We start from the raw sequence: 23,731 nt of genomic DNA, 5'->3' as shown, positions 1-23,731 counted from the left end.
TTCGCAAGCGTTCATTTTTCAATTTCATTCCATTTTTTGAATGAACGATTAGTTTTCAACGGGTGTGGTATAAACAAAAAGAGTCAAATTTAGAAAGGGGAACGTATACATGCGAGATAATCGTTTAAATACTACCGGCAATCGAAAGGATTTTGAGTCGTTCCAAAAGAGTGCCCAAGAACAGGCGCATCAACCAGGGATCGATTCGAAGATGGAACCTTTCCCCATCTATGAACGAGAAGATTATAAAGGAAGTGACAAGTTAAAAGACAAGGTCGCCATCATCACCGGTGGAGATTCCGGGATTGGGAAGTCGGTCGCCATTTTCTTCGCCCATGAAGGCGCGAACTCCGTCATCGTCTACAAAGACCAAAACGAACTTGAGGACGCGGAAGCGACGAAAGAACGGATCGAGGACTTAGGTCAAGCCTGTCTGCTCCTTCAAGGGGATCTCGGAGAATCTTCATTCTGCCAGCAAGTTGTCGAAGAGACGCTCGAAACGTTCGGACACATCGATATTCTCGTCAACAACGCCGCCGAGCAGCATCCGCAGGAATCGCTCCTCGACATCTCGGACGAACAACTCGAGAAGACGTTCCGCACGAACATCTTCAGCATGTTTTACTTAACGAAAGCGGCTCTCCCTTATTTAAAAGAAGGGGCGAGCATCATCAATACGACTTCCATCACGGCATATGAAGGAAACGACCAATTGATCGACTATGCGTCGACGAAAGGTGCCATTACGGCGTTCACCCGCTCCCTCGCCAAAAACTTGGCGGACAAGAAGATTCGCGTCAACGGGGTCGCCCCGGGACCGATTTGGACGCCGCTCATTCCGTCAACTTTCGACGCGGAGAAAGTCAAATCGTTCGGAGACTCGTCCGGTATGCAGCGACCGGGACAACCGGCCGAGCTCGCACCGGCATACGTCTATCTCGCAAGCGATGATTCGACATACGTCAGTGGTCAAGTCATTCACGTCAACGGTGGGACGGTCGTGAACGGATAATCGATCGAAGACTCAGTTCGTAGCTGAGTCTTCTTTTTGTGCAGTGCATTCTTTCGTCGCCCATGCTTTCAGCAGGCAATCCTGAAGCCTCCTCGCGCCGTTCCCGGCACTGCGGGGTCTTCGTCGGATTGCTTTCCTGCATGAGTCAGGGTGCCGACGGACGCATTTACCTGGCACTGAAAAACAACCTGACCATCTACGTCGTACACTGAGTATAATAATGACAAATAGGTAAATATGGAGGCTAGTCAATGACAAACCAATACAATGATGATGCGTACGACGAAGAGCACGACGAAGATATTTTAGAGTTCGATCCGCATTTTGACCATGATGCCAAGATGGAAATCAATTTGAATGCAGCAGGCGTCAACTTCGTCGGCAACGCTGAAGGCTATCTCGCTCTCGCGCGAATGTTTACATTTTTAGCGCAAACACATATGGCTGTTCGAATGGAAGAAAATCCTCCGCCTGACGTAAATACTTCCTACGGATACGGTCCGTACCATATGGCTGATTTCATCCGAGAAGATTTCATTCAAAATAAACAGTATATATTTAATCCAGGTGCTCTGCAGGATGTGCATCCAGAAGAACATCAAGAACTGTTCTTTTGGCTGTCCGATCAAATCGGTCCGGAGTTTTGGGTAAGTGAGGACGAGAACAAGAAATCGTAGCACCTCCGCTAGTTAGATGGCCGAACGCATCGACGTGATCCATACATCAAAAAGCACGAACATCCTCGACGGACGTTCGTGCTTTTCTCATTTCTTCACCATTCCTTTTAACACGAACGCCACGTTCGCCGGGCGTTCCGCGAGGCGGCGCATGAAGTAACCGTACCAGTCACGGCCGTATGGCACGTAGACACGGACTTTGTATCCTTGGCGCACGAGCTCGAGTTGACGCTCGACGCGGATGCCGTATAACATCTGGAACTCGAACTGGTCGAGCGGGATGTTGTTTTCTTTGACGTGTTCGATCACGTCGTCAATCATATGGTCATCGTGTGTCGCGATGGATGCGTAGTTTCCGTTCGCAAGGTGGAGTTTGACGAGTTTCAAGTAATTGTGGTCGACGTCCTCTTTTTCTGGGAACGCGACCGTCGCTGGCTCTTTATATGCCCCTTTGACGATGCGGAGGTTCGGCTTGAGCGGCGCGAGATGATTAATATCATCTTCTGAGCGGTACAAGTACGATTGGATGACCGTCCCGAGGCCATCAAATTCCGCTTTCAGCTTTTTGAACAGCTCAAGCGTTTTCTCACAACGCTGCTCATCTTCCATATCGATGGCCACAAAGACCCCTACTTCTTGTGCGACCGTCAAAATGTGACGCATGTTGTCTTCGATCAACTCGTCCGATATATCGAATCCGAGTGACGTCAGTTTGAGTGACATATAGGCATCTAATTGCTCTTCTGCCATAATTTCAACCGCACGAATAATTTCATCGCGATTCGTATTTGCTTCTTCGACTGTCTGAATAAATTCCCCGAGATGATCGACTGTGACCGACAAGCCCTTCGCGTTTAGTTCGCGAATCGTCGGAACAGACGCCTTAAAGTCTTCCCCTGCTACAAAGCGTGATGCACCAAATCGTAGGCCATATTTCTTTGCCAAACTGTTGAGTGTTTTGTTTTGTGACATGTAGATAAATCCATCGCGCAACACTTTTTCCATCTGATTGTCCCCCTTACTTTTACACCCATCTATCTCTATGATGATGTCTGAAATTATTATGACACACAAACGTCAATTCGTCTGTATTTTTGTAACCGTTTTCAACACTTTCTTCCTTCGCTTTCAAAAAAGACAGACGCCCCGTAGGACGGCTGTCTTATAGGCTTGTCGAAGGTGCGACATAGAGCAGAATACTGAGGAAGATGAGCACACTTCCCGCTAACACGAACAAGTGCCAAATCGCATGATTGAACGGCAATTTTTGCCACACATAAAACACGATTCCGACCGAATAGGCGATCCCTCCCGCGAGGAGAAGCATGAATCCTTGATGACCGAGTGATTCGTACAATGGACGGATGGCGATAATACAGATCCAGCCGAGTGCGAGATATGTCACATTCGATACCCACATGTACTTCCCGGTCGAAAATAGCTTCCAGACGATCCCGAGAATCGCCACACCCCACACAATCCCAAAAAGAATCCAACCGAGCGTCCCGTGAAGGGTCACAAGGGCGAACGGTGTGTAGCTTCCAGCGATGAGTAAGTAGATGCCCGCGTGGTCGAACACTTGTAGCACCCGTTTCGCCCGTGGATGCGGGATGGCGTGCATGAGTGTCGAGAAGAGGTAGAGTAAAATCATCGATACCCCGAACACGCTGACCGCGGTGACGTTCCACGTGCTCCCGCTTTCCGTCGCACTCATGACGAGTAAGACGAGGGCGACGATGCTGAAGATGACTCCTAAGCCGTGCGTGATCGCGCTCGCAATCTCTTCCCCGAGCGTGTCGGCATGGAGCATCTCTTTTAGTTGCTTTTGTTCCATATGCTCCCACCTTCCTTAACTGTTCCCTCTAGTATGGACAGTTCCCGATTTGAAAGCAATCAAAAACACGGACCACAGATTGGCCCGTGTTAAAATTATGCGACTTCTTTCACTGGAATGTCACACTCCATCTGTGCCGCCCGCATCGCGCGTGCCCGCTTATGGAACAGGACGAGCAGCGTCAGCGTCCCGAGTGTCGAGATGACGTACGGCAGGACCCCATCGAGCTCGAAGCCGATCGGCGCCGTCAAGATGTAGAACCAGACCGCATACAACATGAACGTCCCCGGAAGGAGCGCGATGTAATGGTTGCGTCCTTTGATATAGAGATACATCGCCCCGACGAACAGTGCGATGACCGCCGTCGTCTGGTTCGCCCAGTTGAAGTATTGCCAAAGCATCTGGAAGTCCATGTTCGTGAGCACGTATGAGACCCCGAAGAGTGGGAGCGCGATCCAAAGGCGTGACGAGAACTTCTTCTGTGCGATCGATAAGTAGTCGGCGATGATCATCCGGGCGCTACGGAACGCCGTGTCGCCTGACGTGATCGGCAAGACGATGACACCAAGGATTGCGAGTGTCCCGCCGATGCTGCCGAGCATGAGCGTCGCCACCTCCTGGACGACGAGTGCCGGCGTCCCCGCGCTGATAAGTCCAAGCAATTCACCCGGCTCGAAGATGGCCATCGCCGCCCCGGCCCATACCATCGCGATGACCGCCTCCGCGATCATCATGCCGTAGAAAATGGAGCGGCCGTTGCTCTCGTTCATCGTCGTCCGTGAGATGATCGGCGACTGTGTCGCATGGAATCCGGAGAGCGCCCCGCACGAGATCGTGAAGAAGAGGAGCGGCCAGACCGGCAGACCGTCCGGGTGCATGTTCGTCAATGTCATCTCCGGGATCTGGTAGCCTTGTGCGAACAGGCTGACCGCAATCCCGATGGCGCTGACGACGAGGAGCGCCCCGAAGAACGGGTAGATGCGCCCGATGATCTTGTCGACCGGGAGAAGAGTCGCCAAGATGTAGTAGGCGAAGATGCCGAAGATGACGAACATGAGCGTCGAGGCGTCCCCGTCGAACAAGTTGTTGATCATGTTACTCGGAGACGTGACGAACACCGTTCCGACAAGAAGTAAAAGTAAGAGTGCGAACCCGTTGACGATATGGCGAAGCGAACGTCCGAGGAACTTTTCCGCTAGTTGTGGCAAGTGTGCCCCATTATTCCGCAGGGAAATCATCCCGGTCAAATAGTCATGAACCGCTCCGGCAAAAATCGACCCGAACACGATCCAAAGAAAGGCGACCGGTCCATAGAGCGCCCCCATGATCGGCCCGAAGATCGGTCCGACGCCGGCGATGTTCAGTAATTGGATCATCGAGTTCCGTTTCTTGCCCATCGGCACGTAGTCGATGCCGTCCTGGGAAGCGTAGGCGGGCGTCGTCCGCTCCTCCTTGATGCCGAACGTCTTCTCGACGTAACGACCGTATACCAAATACCCGACCAAAAGTAGTGCGAGTGCGACGAAGAATGTAATCATCTGTCAGTCCCCTTTTCCGTACGTATGTAGCCGATCCCCGTCAGCTCTTAAGTTTACATGTGTCATGTAACCGATTACAGGATTGATTATACATAATATATAACGATAACGTAAGGGCTTTCATTCACATTTTAGACACTTTTATCCGACAAAAAACGACGCCCGAATCGGACGTCGTTCAACTCTTATTTTAGTTTGAATGTAGCTTTTTTTGCACCAGAACCATCATAGTCACTCGCGATGACTTTATACGTTCCTTTCGCAAGACCTTTTTTGAATGTGAACGTATACGTTCCCGCCCAGCTCGCTTTCACTTTCGCCACTTGCTTTCCTTTGGCATCCTTCAAGACGACCTTCGCGCCCGGTGTCGTTTTTCCAATCAATGCACGAGTGCCGATTTTCACACCTTTCGTGTTTTTCGGCGTCACCACTTTAGGTTCTTCGAGAACAAATGATTTAGTTTCCACTACTTTACCTGTGACATCTTTCGCTTCGATTTCATAGCTTGCCGCAACGAAACCAATTCGTTTTGTGAACTCAAATTTACCTGCTGTGTCAGCCGTCGCATAGGCGATTCGTTTCCCATCACGTTTCAATACCATTTTAGCACCCGGTGAAGTCGTTCCTGTCAAAACGTTTGTGTTCGTGTATGTCAAGCGCTTCGAAATCGCTGGCGCTCCGACGAATCCTGCACCGACGACTTTCGTTTCTGTCATCGTCTTGCCATTCAATTCGCTTTCAATCGTCAACGACTGACGGAGTTTGAGCGGTTTGACCGTCAAACGGTACATGCCCTGTGCATCGGCTTTCGTCGTCGCGAGGACCGTCTTGCCATCTTTCAACGTCACGTTCGCAGATGGAGCCGTCTTCCCGGTAACGACTTTTGCACCCGGCTTGATCACATCGACCGAGAGGGTCAAGTCAACGGGTGCCGCTTCGAGCTCAGTCGTATAGGTGCGGAAGAGACGACCTGCCGCATCTTGACGCGTCGCGTCTGTCGCTTCGATTCCTTCGTAAAGGTTCAAGTACTGCTTCCCTGCATCCGCTGTTTCAAATGTCACCGAACGTTTCGCGTCCGCGACAATCTTCCAGTTGTTGTCGGCTTTGTAGTCTAACTTGTCTTTACTTTCGACAATGTAGTCCGAGATGACGTTACGTGTCTCATACGCTGAGCGATAGACGATGTTCTTCCCGCCACCGAGACCTGGGAACGATGAAGAACCGGCGCGATAGTTGTTCGTCGCGACCAAGAACTCCTGGTCCATCTTGATCGGTTGTCCGTTATATTCGACATTTTTCACGCGGTTCGCGTTCTCGTTGACAAGCTTCCCGCCGACATCGAACTTCGCAGGACCCGTGACATCGATCTCATACGTCAAACCGTCGAGAACATCGAAGTTGTAGCTACGGAATTGAAGGTTGAGTAAATTTTCGCCATCTTCTTCGATTTGGTCAAACGCACCCGCTGACATCTCGAGCCAGTCCATGACATCTTTTCCTGTCACTTTGACGACTTCGAGCGTGTTCGGATACACATAAAGGTCCGCGACGTTTTTCAAAGCGATTTGCCCTTTCGGGATGTTCGTGTAGTAGCTCGCATCCGTCAATTCACGGCCACCGGCTTTGAACGGTGCGCCCGCTGACAACAGTGGCAATTCTTTATACGCTGAAAGTTCCGGGTTCGTCTCGAGTTCTTTCTCGACATACCATTTCTGTGCATTCGTCACGAACTGGACTGATGCATCATCACGGACGAGTGCGAAGTAACTTTGGATGTCGTCTTGAATCTCACCGACCGGTTGGTTGATATAGTCGATTGTCGCCAAGTGGTCGTCTTCAATCAACGCTTGAATCGTCGGGTCGACCGCCGTATCAGCCGTCACCGTGTCGAGCGTTGCTGATGCATCGATGATTTGCCATTTCCCATCTACGAGTTCGAGCTCGAAGTCGATGACGCCGAGGTCTTTCCCTTGGTTATTCGCCATGACGACCGGTTTGCCATTGATTGTCCCTTTCGTCATGTCGACGTTCGGGAACGAGGCGAACATACCTTTCGCATCTGGGAAGCGACCGTGTTGATGCCCTGTCATGACCATGTCGAGTCCGTCAATCTTCGTGAGCGCGTAACCGACGTTCTCCTCGCTGTCGAGTTGTTCATCTGCAAGTGTTGCACTGTCGCCGATGCCTGAGTGCGCGAGGGCGACGACGAGGTCCGCTCCCTGGTCTTTCAATTTTTGAACCGCTTCACGTGCTGACGGGATGATATCCTCTGCCGTCACACGACCTTGAAGGTTCCCCGAATCCCATGACATGATTTTCGGAGGGACGACTCCGAACACACCGACTTTGATCGTATGTGTTTCCCCATCCATGTCTGTAACCGTTCGTTCGATGATTTGGACCTCTTGTCCATCCACGTTGAACTTCGAGACGATCGGGTTGCCTTCTAGATCGTTGACGTTCGAGTTGACGAAGCGAAGTTTCCCTTTCGACCCTTCCATCGCGTTGTATAAGAATTCGAGACCAAAGTTGAATTCATGGTTCCCGAGTGTGACGGCATCGTAGTTCAATGCGGCCATCGCCTTGTACATCGGATGTTCAAACGCTTCATTTTTTTCAGCTTGGCTCTCACGGACGTAATCGCCAAACGGTGTCCCCTGAATCGTATCCCCGTTATCGAACAAGAACGTGTTCGTTTCCCCAGCGGCTGTACGATGTTCATTGATGAGTGTCGCGACTTTCGTCAACCCGATCGTGTTGTCAACCTTGTCTTGGAAGTAATCGTAGTTCGTGATGTTCGTATGTAAGTCTGTCGTCTCTAAGAAACGGAGCTTGACGATATCCTCGTCCACTTCTGCCAAAACGTTCGGTGCCTGTAGCGGCAAAACGGTTGGTAACACGAGCGCGGTCGCGATCGACCATTTCAATGCGGTTTTCATGTGATTGTCCCCTTTTTTTGGCTGATAATTGTCTAACCATATTCAATATAACACCAGCCGCCTTGCCCTCCTATTAAAATTTTGTATAAAAATAGACCTAATTTCTTTTTACAGAAATCAGGTCTATTCTCCTATCATTGTTTAATACGAACGGTGAACGGTCCATCGCCCTCAATTTCTTCAAACGTGACCGATACCGGGTACGCATGTTTACCATGGACTGGCTCTTCAAGACGAATCATCGTGAAGCCGATTACGTCATCCCCGCTCACGAGTTCAAGCGGGAGTTTCTCGACGTTCAAGTGGCGGTCATAACCGTTGCGGAGGAGAATCGTCGCCGTGACGTTCGTCTCTTCTTTCTCTACCGAGACGAGCATCAAATTGAACTCGTTCTCCCCGACCGGTGGCGTCGAGATATTCGTTCTCATGAGCTGTTGCCATGCTCGTTTCGAGAATGTCGCTTCTTCTTCCGGTGATACGAGTTGTAGCGGGTCAATCGGGTTCATTTGGAAGACGAGTCGGAGCGAGTCGTACGACTCCACCTCGCCGAACATCTCATCCAAGAAGAAGTCCAAGTAGACCGGCTTGCTCGTCCACGCTTCAAAGCTCGGCAGTTCAGAACGCCCTAGTACCTTCCGTCCGATTGGGACGTTGTTCGCGTCCAACAAGAGGACCGGCAACTCGTTGATTTCGAACGAGCTCGGAAGCGTGTTGCGGAACAACGCCACGATTGACAAGTCATGTCCGAGCGACTCGGCATTCAACAACTCGATCGAGAGCTGGTTGTCGAGAAGTGCGGGAAGTCGTTTCGCGTGGTAACGGAAGACGTACTCATCCTCTTTTGGAATCCCCATCGCATCGTCGATGACGAGCGTCAATTGGCGTCCTTCCTCTTTGTTTCCTGTCTCGATTTGTTTACGTTTACGAAATCCTAACATTATACTTCCTCCTCTGCCATCTCTGCGAAGTAGCGATCGAGCTGGCATAGTTCCGTCGTGACATCCCGTGCGATATTGATATACGTCTGTTCGAAGATTTCAAGTCCCTCTTTCCCGAACTGACGGCTCGGGTCTTCCTGCCCATAGCTACGAAGACCGATCCCTTCTTTCAACCCGCTCATCGTCGTCAAATGATCCGTCCACTTCATGTCGACGGCACGAAGAAGCGACTCTTTTGCGAAGAGGACGATGTCGTCCTGTTCGAGGCGTGACGCCGTCGTAGCGATGATGGTCTCCATCCAGTCGTTTAAGGCATCCTTCAGTTCACGCGTATCCGCGATGTCATTTGCCCATGTCGGCTCCTGCATCGTCAAGTAGCGCAAGTCTTCCTTCAACTCATCGATTGGCCATTCCTCAGGCACGAGTTCATCCGATACATGCATATCGATGCTGTTCTCGAGAGCGAGGCGCATCATGCCGAGGACGTTTTTCGTGATGGCATCCGCGTCGGCGTTGACGGCCTGATTGCGAATCGTATAAATGATATTGCGTTGCTCGTTCAAGACATCGTCGAGTTTGAACAAGTAGTCCCGAATCGAGACGCCAAGTCCTTCAATCGTCGTCTGCGCATATTCGATGATCTCGATTGCATCTTTCGACGAAACCTCACCTGTCGCGTTCGGCTTCAATTTTTTCTCTATGCGCTCTAGCTTCTGCGCCGCATAGCGTTTCACGATCTCATCTTCGAGCGAGACGAAGAACTCGGTCGCACCCGGGTCGCCTTGACGCCCCGAACGACCGCGGAGCTGATTGTCGACACGTTTTGACTCGTGGCGCTCCGTCCCGACGACAAAGAGACCGTCCGCTTCCTTCGCTTTTGCATCGAGCGTGATATCCGTCCCGCGTCCGGCCATGTTCGTTGCGATCGTCACTTTGCCGAACTGACCGGCATCTGCGATGATGTCCGCTTCCTGTGCGACCGTCTTCGCGTTCAACACGTCATGCTCGATCCGCTTCTTCTTCAAGTGCTTGCTGATCGCTTCTGACTGTGCGATCGAGGTCGTCCCAATCAACACCGGACGTCCCGTCGCATGCAATTCCGCCACTTTTTCAGTGACCGCCGCATACTTTTGCTCGGTCGTCATGAAGATGCGGTCCGGATGGTCGACACGCTGACGCTCGCGGTTCGTCGGCACTTGGACGACGTCCATGTTGTACGTCTTCAAAAACTCTTGGCGTGACGTCTGGGCCGTCCCCGTCATCCCACCGACGAGCGGATACATGCGGAAATAGTGCTGGATCGTAATTTCCGCCGTCGTCTTGTTCTCTTCGGTGATCGTGACGCCTTCTTTCGCCTCGAGCGCCTGATGCAACCCTTCCGACAAGCTCCGCCCTTCCATGATGCGTCCCGTGAACAAATCGATCAGTTCAATCTTGTCTTCACGGACGATATAATCGACGTCGAGCTCGAACAAGACGTTCGCCCGGAGCGCCTGGACGAGATAGTGATAGAGCACCTGATGCGAGGCGCTGAACAGATTGTCGATGGCGAACAGCTCTTCAATCTTGACGATTCCTTCTTCCGTGAACGTCGCAGATCTCGACTCGAGGTCGACCTCGTAATCGGTCTCACCGAACTCGGAAATGATCTGTTGCGCCAATTGTTTCAACCGAATGTGCGATCGGTCCTTTTGCGCGATGATGAGCGGTGTCTTCGCCTCATCGATCAAGATGCTGTCGACTTCATCGACGATTGCGAAATGGAACGGGCGTTGGACCCGTTCTTCCGGCTTATGGACAAGGTTGTCACGCAAGTAGTCGAATCCGAACTCCGTCCCGACCCCATACGTGATGTCTGCCTGATACGCAGAACGCTTCTCGTCCGCCTCGATGTCTGGTACGTTCAAGCCGACCGTCAACCCGAGGAAGTCATGAATCTTCCCGATCTGTTCAGCGTCACGTCTCGCCAAATAATCGTTCACGGTGATGACATGGACACCTTTTCCTTCGAGCGCTTTGACGTAACTCGGTAAGGCGGCGACGAGCGTCTTCCCTTCCCCGGTCGGCATCTCCGAGATGTTCCCTTCGAGGAGGGCAAACCCACCGATGAGCTGGACGTCATAGTGACGCATGCCGAGCACACGGACCGACGCTTCTCGGACGAGAGCGAACCCTTCTTCCGCGATGTCATTCACTTTCTTTCCATCCAAGAGACGTGCTTTGAGCGTCTCCGTATATGTACGCATCTCGTCATCCGAGAGGGCTTTCATCGTTGTCTCTAATCCATTAATACGCGCGACCCGTCGTTCGTACGCTTTCAAACGCCGGCTTTGATCATTCGTTAACTGTTTTACAAATTGGATCACACTAATAGCCTCCATCTTTCTATCAATTCATCACTTACATACTCGTCTATTATAACGAAAATCGAACCGATTCGGATACTTTTTTACGAAAACTTCCTAAAAGTTGGTTTTTAGACACGTGAAAACCTATAAATTTTGGGTAATTTTCAAAAAATCTTTGTAAAAATATTTTCAATTCACTATTTGAGATGACGTGAGACCGTGTTACGATGAAAAAAACAGAACATTCGTTCGTAAAAAGGAGTGGTGACGATGCGCAGACGAATCTTTTGTATCGACAGCGTCTCGTTCTATGCCAGTTGTGAGTGTGCCGCGCGCAACAAAAATCCTTATCACACGAAGCTCGTCGTCCTCTCGAACCTCCGGGACAGCGGGGCGCTCGTCCTCGCGGCGACCCCGAAGATGAAACAGCTCGGCATCAAGACCGGGTCACGTCGCTTCCACATCGACCGCCTCCCGTGGCACGAACGGCAAGACGTCCTCTATGCCGAGGCGCGGATGAGTCATTATTTGAACGTTTCCATCCAAATCATCCACATCCTTCATCAGTTCGCCCCGCCCGAGGCGATTCGCGTCTATTCGATTGACGAGACGCTCGTCGACATGACCGGGACGGAGCGACTGTTCGGAAGTGACGAGCACGTCGCCCACCTCATGCGTGCGACGATTTTTCGCTATACAGGGATTCCCGTCACCATCGGCATCGGACCGAACAACGTCCTCGCCAAGCTCGTCCTTGATTTGCATGCGAAAAAGAAGGGTGTCGCCACGTGCCTTCTCCACGACGTCGAGCGACTCATCCATCCGGCCCCAATCGAGAAGATGTGGGGCGTCGGGACGAAGATGGCGGTCCACCTGCAGCGGCTCGGTATATGGACGATTGGGGACTTGGCCCGCTATCCGCTCGAATCCCTTCATGAAAAGTTCGGTGTGATCGGTGCAGAACTTTGGCATCACGCCTGGGGCATCGACGAGTCGCCGACCATCCTGCCAGCGAGCTCCTTGTTCGGGGCGAAACGGACGCGACCGAAGTCGATCGGACACGGCATCACCCTCATGAAAGACTACACGACGTATTCCGCAATCCGGCTCGTCTTACAGGCGATCGCGGTCGAGGTCGGCATGCGGACACGGCAAGCGGGACTCGTCGGGGGGACGCTCCACCTCGGGGTGCGCTATACGCGAACGAGCGACCGGGGTGGCTTCAGTAAACAAAAGAAGCTCCCCCGCTTCACAGCGGACGAGCAAGAGTTTCTCCCCATCTTAGTGCAGTTATTTTTAGACGGCTGGGAAGAGACGGAGGCCGTCCGCTACGTCTCGGTCGCTCTCGGCAAGCTCGAGCCGCGGAGCGACCACGTCCAGTTATCGTTCTTCGAAGACGAATGGGCGAAGGCGAAACGGCTCGACTTCCTCGATTTGATTGACGGCTTGAACGTCCGGTTCGGTCGCGGCACGATCCGACCGGCATCGAGCCTACTAAAAGACAGTCCGCTCCGGACGCGCCAACGTTTAATCGGCGGACATAAACAAGGAGGCGATTCCTCATGAGCAAGACCCGCTATCGTGACCGGGGTGAGTTGAAATGGATCCCATTTCTCATGCCCGAGCACGTCGCCCTACTGAAACGTTATTATGCACAAATCCAAAAAATCGAACTGCCCGATTTGGACGAACAGCTCCTCTATCTCTGGCAGACCGAGCTCGAACGGGCCATCCGTGAAGGCGACCAGGTCGAAGTGACCTTGTTCGTGGACGGCTTGACGAAAAGCATGCGCGGCTATGTCCACGCCATCTATTATGCCGAGCGCGAAGTCGAGCTGTTCGACGGCGAGGTGCGCCGCGTCCCGTTCACCGACATCTTGTCCGTTCGTTAAGACGCCTCGATCGCTTCCTGGGTCGTCTCGAACGTCTCGATTCCGTCGAGCAGACCATAGTGAGCAAGCGTCGCGCGGACCGAGGGAGACAGGTGCGCGAAGATGACGTGACGTTCGGCCGCTTTCAGTTCGGTGACGACACGACGCAACTCCTCGACCGCGGTCACGTCGATGACCGGACAACGATGGAAGTTGAAGATGAACACGTTCGGCTCCCGATGAATGTGATGGAGGACGTGCTCGAACAGCTCGACCGCACCGAAGAAGAGCGGGCCTTCGACGCTGAAGACGATTTGGCCGTCCCGCGTGACGTACCGTTCTGTCCGTTCACGCACATCGATCGTATCCGCCATCCGTTTCGCGAAGAGCGCGAGAGCACAGATGACGCCGACCTCGACGGCAACGACCAAGTCGACGAATACCGTCAACAATAGCGTGACGAGTAAGACGAGCGACTCGGATGAACGATGACGTAACATCGCCATCACATGATGACGTTCGGACATGTTCCAGGCGACCCGCATCAAGATCGGGGCGAGTGCGGCGAGCGGCACGTAACTCGCGAATGGGGCGAGGACGAGTACCGCAACGAGGACCGTGAGTCCATGGATGACACCGGCACGTCGGCTGACCGCTCCGGCTTGGATGTTCGTCGCCGTCCGAGCAATCGCACCTGTCGATGGAATCCCACCGAAGAACGGTGTGATCACGTTCGCAAGCCCTTGCCCGAACAGCTCCTTGTCTGGCTTCATCTTCGTCCCCGCCATCCCGTCAGCGACTGTTCCTGAAAGGAGTGACTCGAGCGCACCGAGGAAGGCGATAGCGAACGCGGACGGGATGAGCGTTGTGATTAGGTTGATGTCGATCGCAAGCCAGTTGAATTCCGGTAGTCCGCTCGGGATGCCACCGTATGCACTTCCGATGGTCGCGACCTCACCCGGGATGAGAAGACTGACAAACGTCGGGACGAGCATCGCCATGAGTAAAAGCGGTAAACGGAACGGCAGCTTCGGGACGAGCCAAAGCGTCAAAAAGCCAATCCCAGCAATGACAATCGGCCACGGACTCGCTTCGGGCAACGCCTGACCGAGGCGAAGCAAGTTCTCATGAAAATGCGGCGCCTTCTCAAACGTGACCCCGAACAACTCATCGAGCTGGTCGACAAAGATGACGACGGCAATCCCGGCCGTGAAGCCGATCGTGACGGCACGAGGCATGAAGCGGATGAGCCGTCCGACCCGGAGCACGCTCATGAGGAGCAGTAAGATTCCCGCAAGAACGGTCGTGACGAGTAACCCTTCATATCCATATACGAGGACGACACCCGAGACGATCGGGATGAACGCTCCCGTCGGTCCGGCGATTTGAAACGTCGAACCCCCGAACAGGCTGACGAGGATCCCCGCGAAAATGGACGTGTAGAGCCCGTATACCGGTGGGACTCCTGAGGCGATGGCGAATGCCATGGCGAGCGGGATGGCGACGACACCGACCGTGATGCCGGCCGAGATGTCCTTTTGCCACATCTCACGTGTGGAGAGTGATTCTTGCATCATACATTCCTTCTTTCCAATCAGTTCAAAAACGAGTTTAGTGTACGCCTGGAAAGAGGGCTTGTAAACGGGTTGAGAAAAACGTTAACAGAATGTACAAAAGAAAAAGACGCACCTTTCGATGCGCCTCCCTTCAATTCGTCGGAGCTTCTACGACTTGACCGCCATCTTCCGCGTCTTTCGCCAGCAACTTCACATGACGACCGAACAGCCACATGACGACGAGATGGGCTTTCGCCTGCGTCTTCGTATAGAACCACCACGGGAGGGCCGGTACGAACTCATGGATGGCGACGAGTCCTTCATCCGACTCCGGTAATCGCCGGAACTCGAGACGCCCCGTCTGATCCTCTTCACTCAATTTGACGAACTTGCCTCCGTCAATCGCGAAGGATGCCATATCGTCCGTTGCTTCCCGTTCAAGCGATAGATGGAGCGCGACGAATGACGGATCGAGCAGCGCAATCTCCCAATCATCGTCTTCTTTCGTCGTCTGAATGAGCGGATACATAAAACGACCGAGCCACTCGAAGTACGTGTCCGCCATCCAAAGTGCCGACTTCTCTTCCGGCAGACCGAACCGCTGAATCGAACGGACCGTATACGATTTCGGTTGCTTTTTCTTCTTCCCGCCCGAGGACTGCTTCTCTTCTTCCTCAAGCGCATGTTCGACAGCCTGTTTGAATGGAATCTCACCTTGTCCGATGCCGTCGACCGTATCTTCCGCCACCATCGCATGCCCCATGCTCTCGACGAGCGGATAGACGGTCGCCTTCGGTTCACCCGTGACGGCCATGACCCACAGCCGCGACAGTTTGATTGTCGGGAACGGGAAGTCAATCAAGACGCGGCGCTTGTCCATGACTTCGGCCGTCTGCTCAATCATCTTCCGATATGTCATCACCTCGGGACCCCCGATGTCGATATGACGGTCATAAAGCGACTCGGCACCGACGACCGAGATGAGTGCCTGAACGGCTTCCCGAATGTCGATCGGATGTGTCTCCGTCTTCGTCCAGCGTGGCAAGATCATCGACGGCAATCGTTTGACGAGCTTCGCTAAAATCGGGAACGACGAACCTTCTGGACCGATGATGAGCCCCGCCCGAATCGTCGTCACCGGCACGCCTTGTCCGCCGAGGATGCGTTCGACTTCGAGTCGACTCTTCAAATGGCGCGACAACGTCTTCGACTCTTCTGAGATGATACCGCTCAAATAGACGATCTGTTCGATATCTTTCGCGCTCACTGCCCGGGCGAAATTATCCGCGATGAGCGCGTCCATGTCTTCGAACGTCGCCTGCGTCAATCCCCCGTCCGGAATCATCGAGTGGACGAGGAACATCGCGTAGTCCGCTCCCTCACATGCTTCTTTTGTTGCCTCATATGAGAACAAATCACAGGCACGCCATGTGATATGGGCTTCATCTTCTTTATTCTTCGTCGATCGCGACAACGCGATGATGTCGTATTCTTCTTTTAGCTGTTCCATCACGTTCGAGCCGATATAGCCGCTCGCCCCCGCAATGACAATTGTTTTCCGCATAATGTTCACTCCCCTAATTATTCGCATAGAGGTAATGTACCCTTCTTTTTTAAAAGATAAATCAGTCTAAGTATGTAGAGCCTGCTCGACCGATTCATACTAAAATGAGAATAATTAGAAAAAGGAGGGATATTCATGGGATTTTGGTACTTTCTTTTGCTTGGATTGGGAATTATCCTCATCGTGCGAGGGATTGCAAGTCGCGCGAAGCAAGGTGGGTTGATTTTAATTGGGCTTGTGATGGTCGGAGTATCCATATTTATGTTCCAAGATGGCAGTGCGGACTTGGTCGCGAATTGGTTTGATCAAATCACCGGTCGATAAGTCACTAGAGTAATAGCGAGAATCATTGACAATTTTTTTAACGTCTTCAATCTATAATTGATATGGAGGAAGCTCGACGATGAAACAGTTCAAACGAGTAAGTGCCGTGGCGTTATTCTCCTTGATTGGATTTGCTCTTTTCCATTATGCGACCGAGTCGAAGACGGGTGCCGCTGCATGGACGACGGAAGTTGCGACACATCACTTCAAAGACATCTTAGAAGCGCAGCAAACAGCGATTGAAGCGTATACTCCTCTCGAGAATATCGAGCGAACGAAACTGTCACACGAAGATGACGTCGTCCGGCTTCTCCTCGGTCAGCGGGATTGGGTTGAGCAATTTCACTATACGATTCAGGATGTACAAGTGGATGAAAAAGGCGGCTTCTTATACGCAAACGCTTATGTGACGCGAAATCTTCAATTTGAGAGCGGTGTCACGACCGGACTCGGTGACGAGATGACGATTCAATTGAGGTCTCCGAATGAAGAGATCGAAGAGGTGGAGCTCGACAATCATAGCGTGACACAATCAGACCAACCCTTTTTCAAACGCTGGATCAGACGAGTGTTTGATTAAACAAAAGTCGAACCTGTTTGACGAGGTTCGACTCTTTTCATGTCTTCGGTGCCCAATTGTTTTCAAAACCATTTTGAACGGCATAGTGATATAAGTGAGTGAGTTTCGATTCTTTGTATGCAGACATATGTTCTGCCGTGCGCAGTTCATGATTTCGTTCTACCAAAGTGTAGAGATAATCAATGTTCGCTAATCGATTATTTTTACTCGTATTGCACGTCGGACATGACAGAACAAAATTCCATAAGACATCATTTTGCATATAAGACCAAGGAATGAAATGATCCACGTGAATTTGTTTTACAGGTTTTAAGCAGTAGAAACATGTTGAGTGCCCATGGCTTAATAAAATTTGTTTAAACTCCTCAAGCGATTGACGGGCAGACACAAACTCCAGCTTGCTCAAAATCCGTTCCATCGCATCTTGGGAATTGTATTTCTCTAAAAAGATGGCTAACTGATAGTTCGTCACGTTCATTAGAATACGTCTGTATTTTTCAAAAAATACAACGTACGAAGGAACGAGTTGAATCCACTCTTCTTTTCGATTGAAAGAGTAAATCGTTTCGTTAAAGGAGCGATAGAAAGAACCATATACGTATTTTTTATAAAATTGATTTACGTTCCGAATCAATTGATTTTGTTGATGTTCTGGTAAACGGTCGAAGTTCCAATCTGGTGGAATGTTGTGTTCTTTCTGAAAGGAGACCATCACTTTTTCAACAGCGCTCTGCTTCCCTAATTGATTCATCTGTGTCAGCTTATGCTTGACGATGAGATTCCAATAGATTTTCGTCACATGCTTGGCAATCTGATGAAATGACACGACACCAGATTCATTCAATTCTATCGTACATTCAAGTAATGCCTTCATCAATACGTGTTTATACGTGGTCGTATGAGAAGCGTTCATCAGAAATTGTTGCGTAAAGCGCCATAAGTCCGATTCGGTTAAATACACATCTTTCGCTTCAGCGACACTTAAATCCCACCCCAACGGTCTCACCTCCATCCATTACAACACTATTGATTATAACGAATGCAGAGAGGAAGTGGATCTCGGTCCATCAAACAGGAGCAGAAAACTCTCTTTTAATTTGTTCGATGTCGATCATTGTTTTTTCGTGAACATACTGAACGAGCGCATCATACTGTTCGACCGTATTCAGTTTTTTGAACTTCTCCACATCCGCTTCAAAGCCTGCGAAATACTCACTTTGATACTCTGGATTGTTGAAGAGCCTCAAATATTCCATATAGTCCTTGATGGTCATTTGACTCACGATGTGAGTGAGAATGGCCTCCCACTCTTTAATCCGCCCCTCATGAATCTGTTTTTTGATGACGATGTCTTGTGCTTGCTCCATTTTGGTTTGTCGAATGCATTGCTCTACTTCCAATTTGTATTCAAGTAACTCATCGCGATTTCGAGTATCTAACGTAGGGGTCACTTCAGTTAAATAGTATTGGTATCGTTGCTTTCGCGGATGCATGTTCTTGGCTTTGGCTTTTTTAGGGCTTTGATTAGGTTCATCGGACTTATTAAATCGTTTCTTTAAATTGATTGACCCTAAAGCCCCAATGATTTCTTTGTTATGTTTTAATGCAAGTTTGCCTACTGTCGGACCATATTTTTTGACCCCATTCACAATAAGTTCCGTCGATTTTTTAGACATGAGGAATCCTCCTTTGGTATGTATGTTTACTTGACGATTTTCAAAAAAACAACTCATAGTTTCTATTCAACAAAGCAATGATCAATCCCTTGAATTCATTCAAAAACCTAATGACCGGTATCCGCTATCCATAAGAAAAGGATTAATGAGCAGTCACTCAATAATCCTTCGTCAGATCACTTCTTCTCTTGTTGCTTCTGCAAATACGCTTCACGAAGCTGGTTCAACCGTTCTTTCTTGTTTGAAACAGTCGGCTTTTTCCCGTCTTGGTACTTCGCCGCAGCTACTTTGCTTTTCGTATCCAATTGATATTTCCCCATGCTCTTCACCTTCCTTTCTTTATGGCTTCAATCAAAAGCAAAGACCCTCTAATCTCAATGAAATTAGAAGGTCTTCATGAAAATCATTGATCGCAGTCGTTACAGACTGCTTCAAAATGGAGACGGCGGGAGTCGAACCCGCGTCCGAAGGCATCGTAACGTATGCTTCTACGTGTGTAGTTTATCTATTGAATCTCGATGTGACACTGCCGATAAACAGGCGTTGTCGCATCCAGTCTGTTTCATCTCTTCTTCGCGCCCTCAGACGGCGAGGTTGAAGCGTAGCTTGCTTAGTTTGAGACCCTGAAAGTCATCCACACAAGCGATGGATGTCAGGATCCGCAGGGCACTTAGGCTGCTGCGAGTTGTGTGTTAGTTTTGCCAGTTATAGGCGTTTGCGTTTTAACGAGGCCGACCCCTCGACACGCAACATACGACCGACCTACCCCCGTCGAATCCATAACGTCCCCGGGGTGGTAATTGGTACTCTATTTAATATACCACAATTAGGATTCGTTGTCAGTATTTTTGCCGATCGCGCATCGCACGGTCGACGTCACGCTTCGCGTCTTTCTTCTTCAAGTCCTCACGTTTGTCGTACTTCTTCTTCCCTTTTCCGACACCGAGCAGGCACTTCGCGACCCCATTCTTGATATACACTTTGAGCGGGATGATCGTGTAGCCGTCACGCCCTGATGCTCCAATGAGCTGATTGATCTGCTTCTTATGCAACAATAGCTTCCGGACGCGGAGTGGGTCATGGTTGAAGCGGTTCCCTTGTTCGAACGGGCTGATATGACAGTTGTGAAGTGTCGCCTCGCCCCCGTCGAATCGGACGTACGCATCCGCGATGTTGATCTTCGATTGACGGACCGACTTGATCTCCGTCCCTGTGAGCACCATGCCTGCCTCAATCGTATCTTCGATCGCGTAATCGAAGGACGCCTTGCGGTTTTGGGCGAGTGCGTTCGAATCTTTCTTCTTGGCCATACACATTCAGTCCTTTATCTACAAGATACGGAGGAAGGGACGAGCCCTTCCCCGTCAGCGACGCTTCTTCGCACCTCGTTTAGCGTCGCCTTTTCGTTTGTGCTTGTCTTTATTCTTCAGGTCGAGTGCCGAACGGCCTTGGGATGACTTCTCCCCGTCTCGCTTCGGTTTCTCGCCTGGTTTACCCGGCTTGCCGGGTCTTCCTGGTTTGCCGCGCTTCTTCTTGTCGTCCCGACCGCGACCGCCACGACGGTCTTTCTCGTCCTTCTTCGGACGACCGCCTTTCGCTTTGATCGTCGTCGGTTGGCGACGCGTCGACGGTTCTCGTTTCGGCATGCCGACGACCGTAAAATCGATCGTCCGCTCGTCTAAGTTGACGGCGTCGACTTTGACACGGACGGCGTCCCCGATACGGAACTGACGTTTCGTCCGCTCCCCGAGGAGCATGAGCTGTGACTCATCGAAGTGATAGTAGTCATCCATCGACTGGAGACGGACAAGCCCTTCAATCGTATTCGGAAGCTCGATGAACATCCCGAAATTCGTGACGCCGGCGACGACACCATCGAACTCTTCACCGAGATGGGCTTCCATGTATTCGGCTTTTTTGAGTGCCTGTGTCTCGCGCTCTGCGTCGACCGAGCGACGTTCCCGTTTCGATGCCTGTTCAGCGATCGCCCCGAGACGGTCCTCGTACTTCGCAATCGTCTGCTCCGACAAATCATTGTTGAAGACGTACGTGCGCATGAGACGGTGGACAATCAAGTCCGGATAACGACGGATCGGTGACGTGAAGTGCGTATAGAAGTCTGTCGCGAGTCCGAAGTGACCGAGCGAGACGTCATCATATTTCGCCTGTTGCATCGAGCGAAGCATGATCGTGCTGATGACCGGCTCTTCCGGTTCCCCGTCGATCGCCTTCAAAATCTTTTGAAGCGTCTTCGGTTCGACTGTCTGCCCTTTGATGCGTTCGATGTGAACACCAAAGTTTGCGACGAAGTCGAAGAAGAAGTCGAGCTTGTCCGGTTTCGGATTGTCGTGGACACGATAGATGAACGGCACGTCCATCTTGTGGAAGTGTTCCGCGACCGTCTCGTTGGCCGCGAGCATGAACTCCTCGATCAACTTCTCGGCGACCGAACGTGGACGAAGCACGATATCTGCCGGCTTCCCTTCCTCGTTGACGACGACTTTCGCCTCGGCGAAATCGAAGTTGATGGCACCGCGCGAGTTACGGCGTTTCCGAAGCACTTCCGCGAGCTCGGCCATGAGGTCAAACTCACCGATGAACGGCTCGTACTTTTTCAACGTCTCTTCGTCATCGCGCTCGATGATCTCACGGACATTCGTATACGTCATCCGCTCCGTCGTCTTGATGACACTCGGGAACAAGTCATGGCGAACGACCTTCCCGTTTTGCGGGGAGATTTCCATGACGCAGCTGAGCGTCAAGCGGTTGACGTGCGGGTTGAGGGAACAGATCCCGTTCGAGAGTCGGTGCGGAATCATCGGAATGACGCGGTCGACGAGATATACACTCGTCCCGCGCTCGAACGCCTCGACGTCGAGCGGTGATCCCTCTTTCACGTAATGCGAAACGTCGGCGATATGGACACCGAGCTCGTAGTTGCCGTTATCGAGTTTTTTGACGTGGACGGCATCGTCCAAATCTTTCGCATCTTCGCCGTCAATCGTGAAGATCGTCTCATCACGAAGGTCGACGCGTCCGATGAAGTCTTTCTCGTCCGCATCGTCCGGTACGGCGTTCGCCTGAGCGATGACGTCCTCCGGGAACTCCGTCGGGATGCCATGCTTATAGACGATCGATAAGATGTCGACGCCGGGATCGTTCTTATGTCCGATGATACGGACGACGTCACAGGCACCGGCGAAGCGTCCGTCCGGATACTTCGTGATGCGCACGACGACTTTATGTCCGTCGACGGCACCGAGCGATTTGTCCGGGTTGACGACCGGCCAGAAGTTGATGCGTTTGTCATCCGGCTCGATGAAGGCGAACTGGTCGAGTCGACCGCTCGGGAGCGTATACGTCCCGACGAACTCGGAGAGTCCGCGTTTCAATACTTTTAATAAAATTCCTTCTGTCTTGCCACGATTGTCCTCGCGCTTTTTGACGAGGATCGTATCGCCGTGGTAGACGTCCTTCAGTTGGTCGGGCGGCAAGAACACGTCTTCCGCTTCCCCTTCGACCGACAAGAAGCCGAAGCCGCGCTGGTGGATCGAGATGATCCCCGCGACTTGGCCGAGTACGGCGAGCGTCCCGTAACGGTTCGTCCGCGTCCGGCCGATGGCACCCTCTTCCTCGAGGGCATTCAATGTGCGGATGAGCTCTTTGAAGTCATCCGTCGACGCGAGCTGTAGTCGCTCGGTCAGTTGATCGACAGAGAGCGGTTTCTCGCTCGCCTGTAAAATCTCTAGTAATTGGTCACGTAAATTCAACGTGACACCTCCTTCTTAGACTGACCAGTCTAACGTTTCGAGAAAATCGAGCACGTCCTGGTGCAGTTTCTCTTTTTCTTTGTCGAGCGTGATCACATGTCCCGAGTCCTCATAGATGAGCAACTCTTTTTGGAACGTGTTGACCGCCTCGTAAATCTGATTCGCCGATTCCGGGTCGATCATGTTGTCTTTGGCGCCTTGGACGACGAGTGTCGGGACGAAGATGTCCTCGAGCTTCGACGCCGTGTCGCGGACGAAGGCACGGAGGTCTTTTAGCGTCGGCATCGGTTTGAACTCTGCCATCTCCTGCTCGATCTGTTCCGGCGACTTTTCTTCTCTACCCTTATATTCTCGGGCATATGCCTGGACTCCTTTATACAAGCGGTCCTCGGCATCGATTCCCGTCGGCGCGCACATCGGGATGACCGCCTTGACGTCTTTCTCCTCGGCGAGACGAAGCGACATCACGCCACCTAGCGAGAGTCCGCAGACGACGATCTCCTCATGGCCTTTGTCGACGAGTGTCTGGTAAGCGTTCAAGACGTCTTCCCACCAGTCTTTCGGTCCATATTGGAGTAATTCTTCCGGTGGGACGGCATGACCCCGATAGATCGGTCCCATACATGTGTATCCTTCTTTTTGAAGGAAGCGACCGAGCATGCGGACATCCGCGCTCGATCCAGTGAAGCCATGTAACATCAACACGGCACGTTTTCCGCCCTCGAAGAAGAACGGTTTTGGTGCTGTTACTTTCATTTCGTACGTCATCTCCTCGTATCTACATTATTCCCCAAAAATAAATCGAAAAAACAAAGGCTGACCGCCTCACGTGAAAATCGAGAACGATCAGCCTTATCATCATAATGATGCGACTAGTAATCCTAAAATGAAAAACAAAGTGCCTAGTACAGCTGCAGTTCGGTTCAAAACAGCATCGAAGCCGCGTGCTTTCTGGCGTCCGAACAACTGCTCCGCGCCACCTGCAATCGCTCCAAGACCTTGCGACCGACCTGACATGAGCAGTACGACGACAATCAATAAGACAGCCACGACAAGTAGGCTGATTGTAGCGATCGTTTGCATAGTAGTCAGTTCCTCCTTCTA

21 protein-coding genes and 1 other RNA gene are annotated in these 23,731 nt (G+C 51.5%); 6 read left to right on the top strand and 16 right to left on the bottom strand.

What is annotated here, in order from left to right:
- Window positions 1-109: 109 nt before the first annotated feature.
- Window positions 110-1,012, top strand: a complete 903-nt coding sequence (locus tag KNO96_RS09260; protein ID WP_214703442.1) for an SDR family oxidoreductase — start codon at window positions 110-112, stop codon at window positions 1,010-1,012.
- A gap of 251 nt (window positions 1,013-1,263) precedes the next feature.
- Window positions 1,264-1,689 carry a hypothetical protein gene (locus KNO96_RS09255; RefSeq protein WP_214703441.1) on the top strand — a complete coding sequence of 142 codons (426 nt, stop codon included), beginning with the start codon at window positions 1,264-1,266 and terminating at the stop codon, window positions 1,687-1,689.
- Window positions 1,690-1,776: 87 nt separating this feature from the next.
- Here KNO96_RS09255 and KNO96_RS09250 read toward each other — a convergent pair whose 3' ends face one another.
- From KNO96_RS09250 to secA2, 6 genes are all read right to left on the bottom strand, one after another.
- Entirely contained in the window at window positions 1,777-2,694 is a 918-nt protein-coding gene (locus KNO96_RS09250; RefSeq protein ID WP_026825469.1) for a proline dehydrogenase family protein, read from the bottom strand.
- 157 nt (window positions 2,695-2,851) lie between these two features.
- Complete coding sequence (gene trhA, locus KNO96_RS09245; protein ID WP_026825468.1) at window positions 2,852-3,523, bottom strand: PAQR family membrane homeostasis protein TrhA; 672 nt, start codon at window positions 3,521-3,523, stop codon at window positions 2,852-2,854.
- A 95-nt stretch (window positions 3,524-3,618) separates the two neighbouring features.
- Window positions 3,619-5,061: a carbon starvation CstA family protein gene (locus KNO96_RS09240; protein ID WP_214703440.1), complete on the bottom strand. Its 1,443-nt coding sequence runs from the start codon at window positions 5,059-5,061 to the stop codon at window positions 3,619-3,621.
- Between the two features lie 185 nt (window positions 5,062-5,246).
- Complete coding sequence (locus tag KNO96_RS09235) at window positions 5,247-8,000, bottom strand: bifunctional 2',3'-cyclic-nucleotide 2'-phosphodiesterase/3'-nucleotidase (RefSeq protein WP_214703439.1); 2,754 nt, start codon at window positions 7,998-8,000, stop codon at window positions 5,247-5,249.
- A gap of 134 nt (window positions 8,001-8,134) precedes the next feature.
- On the bottom strand, window positions 8,135-8,938 hold the full coding sequence (locus KNO96_RS09230; protein WP_214703438.1) for an SLAP domain-containing protein: 804 nt from the start codon (window positions 8,936-8,938) through the stop codon (window positions 8,135-8,137).
- Window positions 8,938-11,304: an accessory Sec system translocase SecA2 gene (gene secA2, locus KNO96_RS09225; protein ID WP_214703437.1), complete on the bottom strand. Its 2,367-nt coding sequence runs from the start codon at window positions 11,302-11,304 to the stop codon at window positions 8,938-8,940. Before secA2 ends, KNO96_RS09230 begins: the two co-directional genes overlap by 1 nt.
- A gap of 252 nt (window positions 11,305-11,556) precedes the next feature.
- Here secA2 and KNO96_RS09220 point away from each other — a divergent pair, with 252 nt between their 5' ends.
- A complete protein-coding gene (locus KNO96_RS09220; RefSeq protein ID WP_214703436.1) occupies window positions 11,557-12,852 on the top strand; it encodes a Y-family DNA polymerase in 1,296 nt (431 codons plus the stop codon).
- The gene (locus KNO96_RS09215; protein ID WP_214703435.1) at window positions 12,849-13,178 is read left to right on the top strand and encodes a YolD-like family protein; all 330 of its coding nucleotides are present in this window, start codon (window positions 12,849-12,851) and stop codon (window positions 13,176-13,178) included. The genes KNO96_RS09220 and KNO96_RS09215 overlap by 4 nt, the downstream gene beginning before the upstream one ends.
- On the opposite strand, the gene KNO96_RS09210 is transcribed toward KNO96_RS09215, so the two are convergent.
- Both KNO96_RS09210 and KNO96_RS09205 read right to left on the bottom strand, forming a co-directional pair.
- The gene (locus tag KNO96_RS09210) at window positions 13,175-14,731 is read right to left on the bottom strand and encodes a SulP family inorganic anion transporter (protein WP_251125095.1); all 1,557 of its coding nucleotides are present in this window, start codon (window positions 14,729-14,731) and stop codon (window positions 13,175-13,177) included. The genes KNO96_RS09215 and KNO96_RS09210 overlap by 4 nt on opposite strands.
- 133 nt (window positions 14,732-14,864) lie before the next feature.
- Window positions 14,865-16,277 carry an NAD(P)H-binding protein gene (locus tag KNO96_RS09205; RefSeq protein WP_214703433.1) on the bottom strand — a complete coding sequence of 471 codons (1,413 nt, stop codon included), beginning with the start codon at window positions 16,275-16,277 and terminating at the stop codon, window positions 14,865-14,867.
- A gap of 135 nt (window positions 16,278-16,412) precedes the next feature.
- Here KNO96_RS09205 and KNO96_RS09200 point away from each other — a divergent pair, with 135 nt between their 5' ends.
- Entirely contained in the window at window positions 16,413-16,601 is a 189-nt protein-coding gene (locus tag KNO96_RS09200; protein WP_214703432.1) for a hypothetical protein, read from the top strand.
- 79 nt (window positions 16,602-16,680) lie between these two features.
- Complete coding sequence (locus KNO96_RS09195; protein WP_214703431.1) at window positions 16,681-17,181, top strand: hypothetical protein; 501 nt, start codon at window positions 16,681-16,683, stop codon at window positions 17,179-17,181.
- A 37-nt stretch (window positions 17,182-17,218) separates the two neighbouring features.
- On the opposite strand, the gene KNO96_RS09190 is transcribed toward KNO96_RS09195, so the two are convergent.
- From KNO96_RS09190 to secG, 8 genes are all read right to left on the bottom strand, one after another.
- Window positions 17,219-18,178 carry an HNH endonuclease signature motif containing protein gene (locus KNO96_RS09190; protein ID WP_214703430.1) on the bottom strand — a complete coding sequence of 320 codons (960 nt, stop codon included), beginning with the start codon at window positions 18,176-18,178 and terminating at the stop codon, window positions 17,219-17,221.
- Window positions 18,179-18,248: 70 nt separating this feature from the next.
- A complete protein-coding gene (locus KNO96_RS09185; RefSeq protein WP_214703429.1) occupies window positions 18,249-18,857 on the bottom strand; it encodes a hypothetical protein in 609 nt (202 codons plus the stop codon).
- Between the two features lie 176 nt (window positions 18,858-19,033).
- Entirely contained in the window at window positions 19,034-19,177 is a 144-nt protein-coding gene (locus KNO96_RS09180; RefSeq protein ID WP_214703428.1) for an alcohol dehydrogenase, read from the bottom strand.
- A gap of 114 nt (window positions 19,178-19,291) precedes the next feature.
- Window positions 19,292-19,647, bottom strand: a transfer-messenger RNA (tmRNA) gene (gene ssrA / locus KNO96_RS09175).
- Between the two features lie 49 nt (window positions 19,648-19,696).
- Window positions 19,697-20,167 (bottom strand): SsrA-binding protein SmpB, encoded by a 471-nt coding sequence (gene smpB / locus KNO96_RS09170; protein WP_026825453.1) that lies wholly within the window; start codon window positions 20,165-20,167, stop codon window positions 19,697-19,699.
- A 54-nt stretch (window positions 20,168-20,221) separates the two neighbouring features.
- Window positions 20,222-22,627 carry a ribonuclease R gene (rnr, locus tag KNO96_RS09165; protein ID WP_214703427.1) on the bottom strand — a complete coding sequence of 802 codons (2,406 nt, stop codon included), beginning with the start codon at window positions 22,625-22,627 and terminating at the stop codon, window positions 20,222-20,224.
- A 15-nt stretch (window positions 22,628-22,642) separates the two neighbouring features.
- Entirely contained in the window at window positions 22,643-23,395 is a 753-nt protein-coding gene (locus KNO96_RS09160; protein ID WP_371742748.1) for an alpha/beta hydrolase, read from the bottom strand.
- Between the two features lie 90 nt (window positions 23,396-23,485).
- Window positions 23,486-23,710 (bottom strand): preprotein translocase subunit SecG, encoded by a 225-nt coding sequence (gene secG, locus KNO96_RS09155; RefSeq protein WP_012726902.1) that lies wholly within the window; start codon window positions 23,708-23,710, stop codon window positions 23,486-23,488.
- Window positions 23,711-23,731: the final 21 nt, after the last annotated feature.

It is taken from the genome of Exiguobacterium sp. s89 (assembly GCF_018617735.1).
Classification (GTDB): Bacteria; Bacillota; Bacilli; order Exiguobacteriales; family Exiguobacteriaceae; genus Exiguobacterium; species Exiguobacterium marinum.
This window is presented reverse-complemented; position numbering and strand designations above follow the sequence as displayed.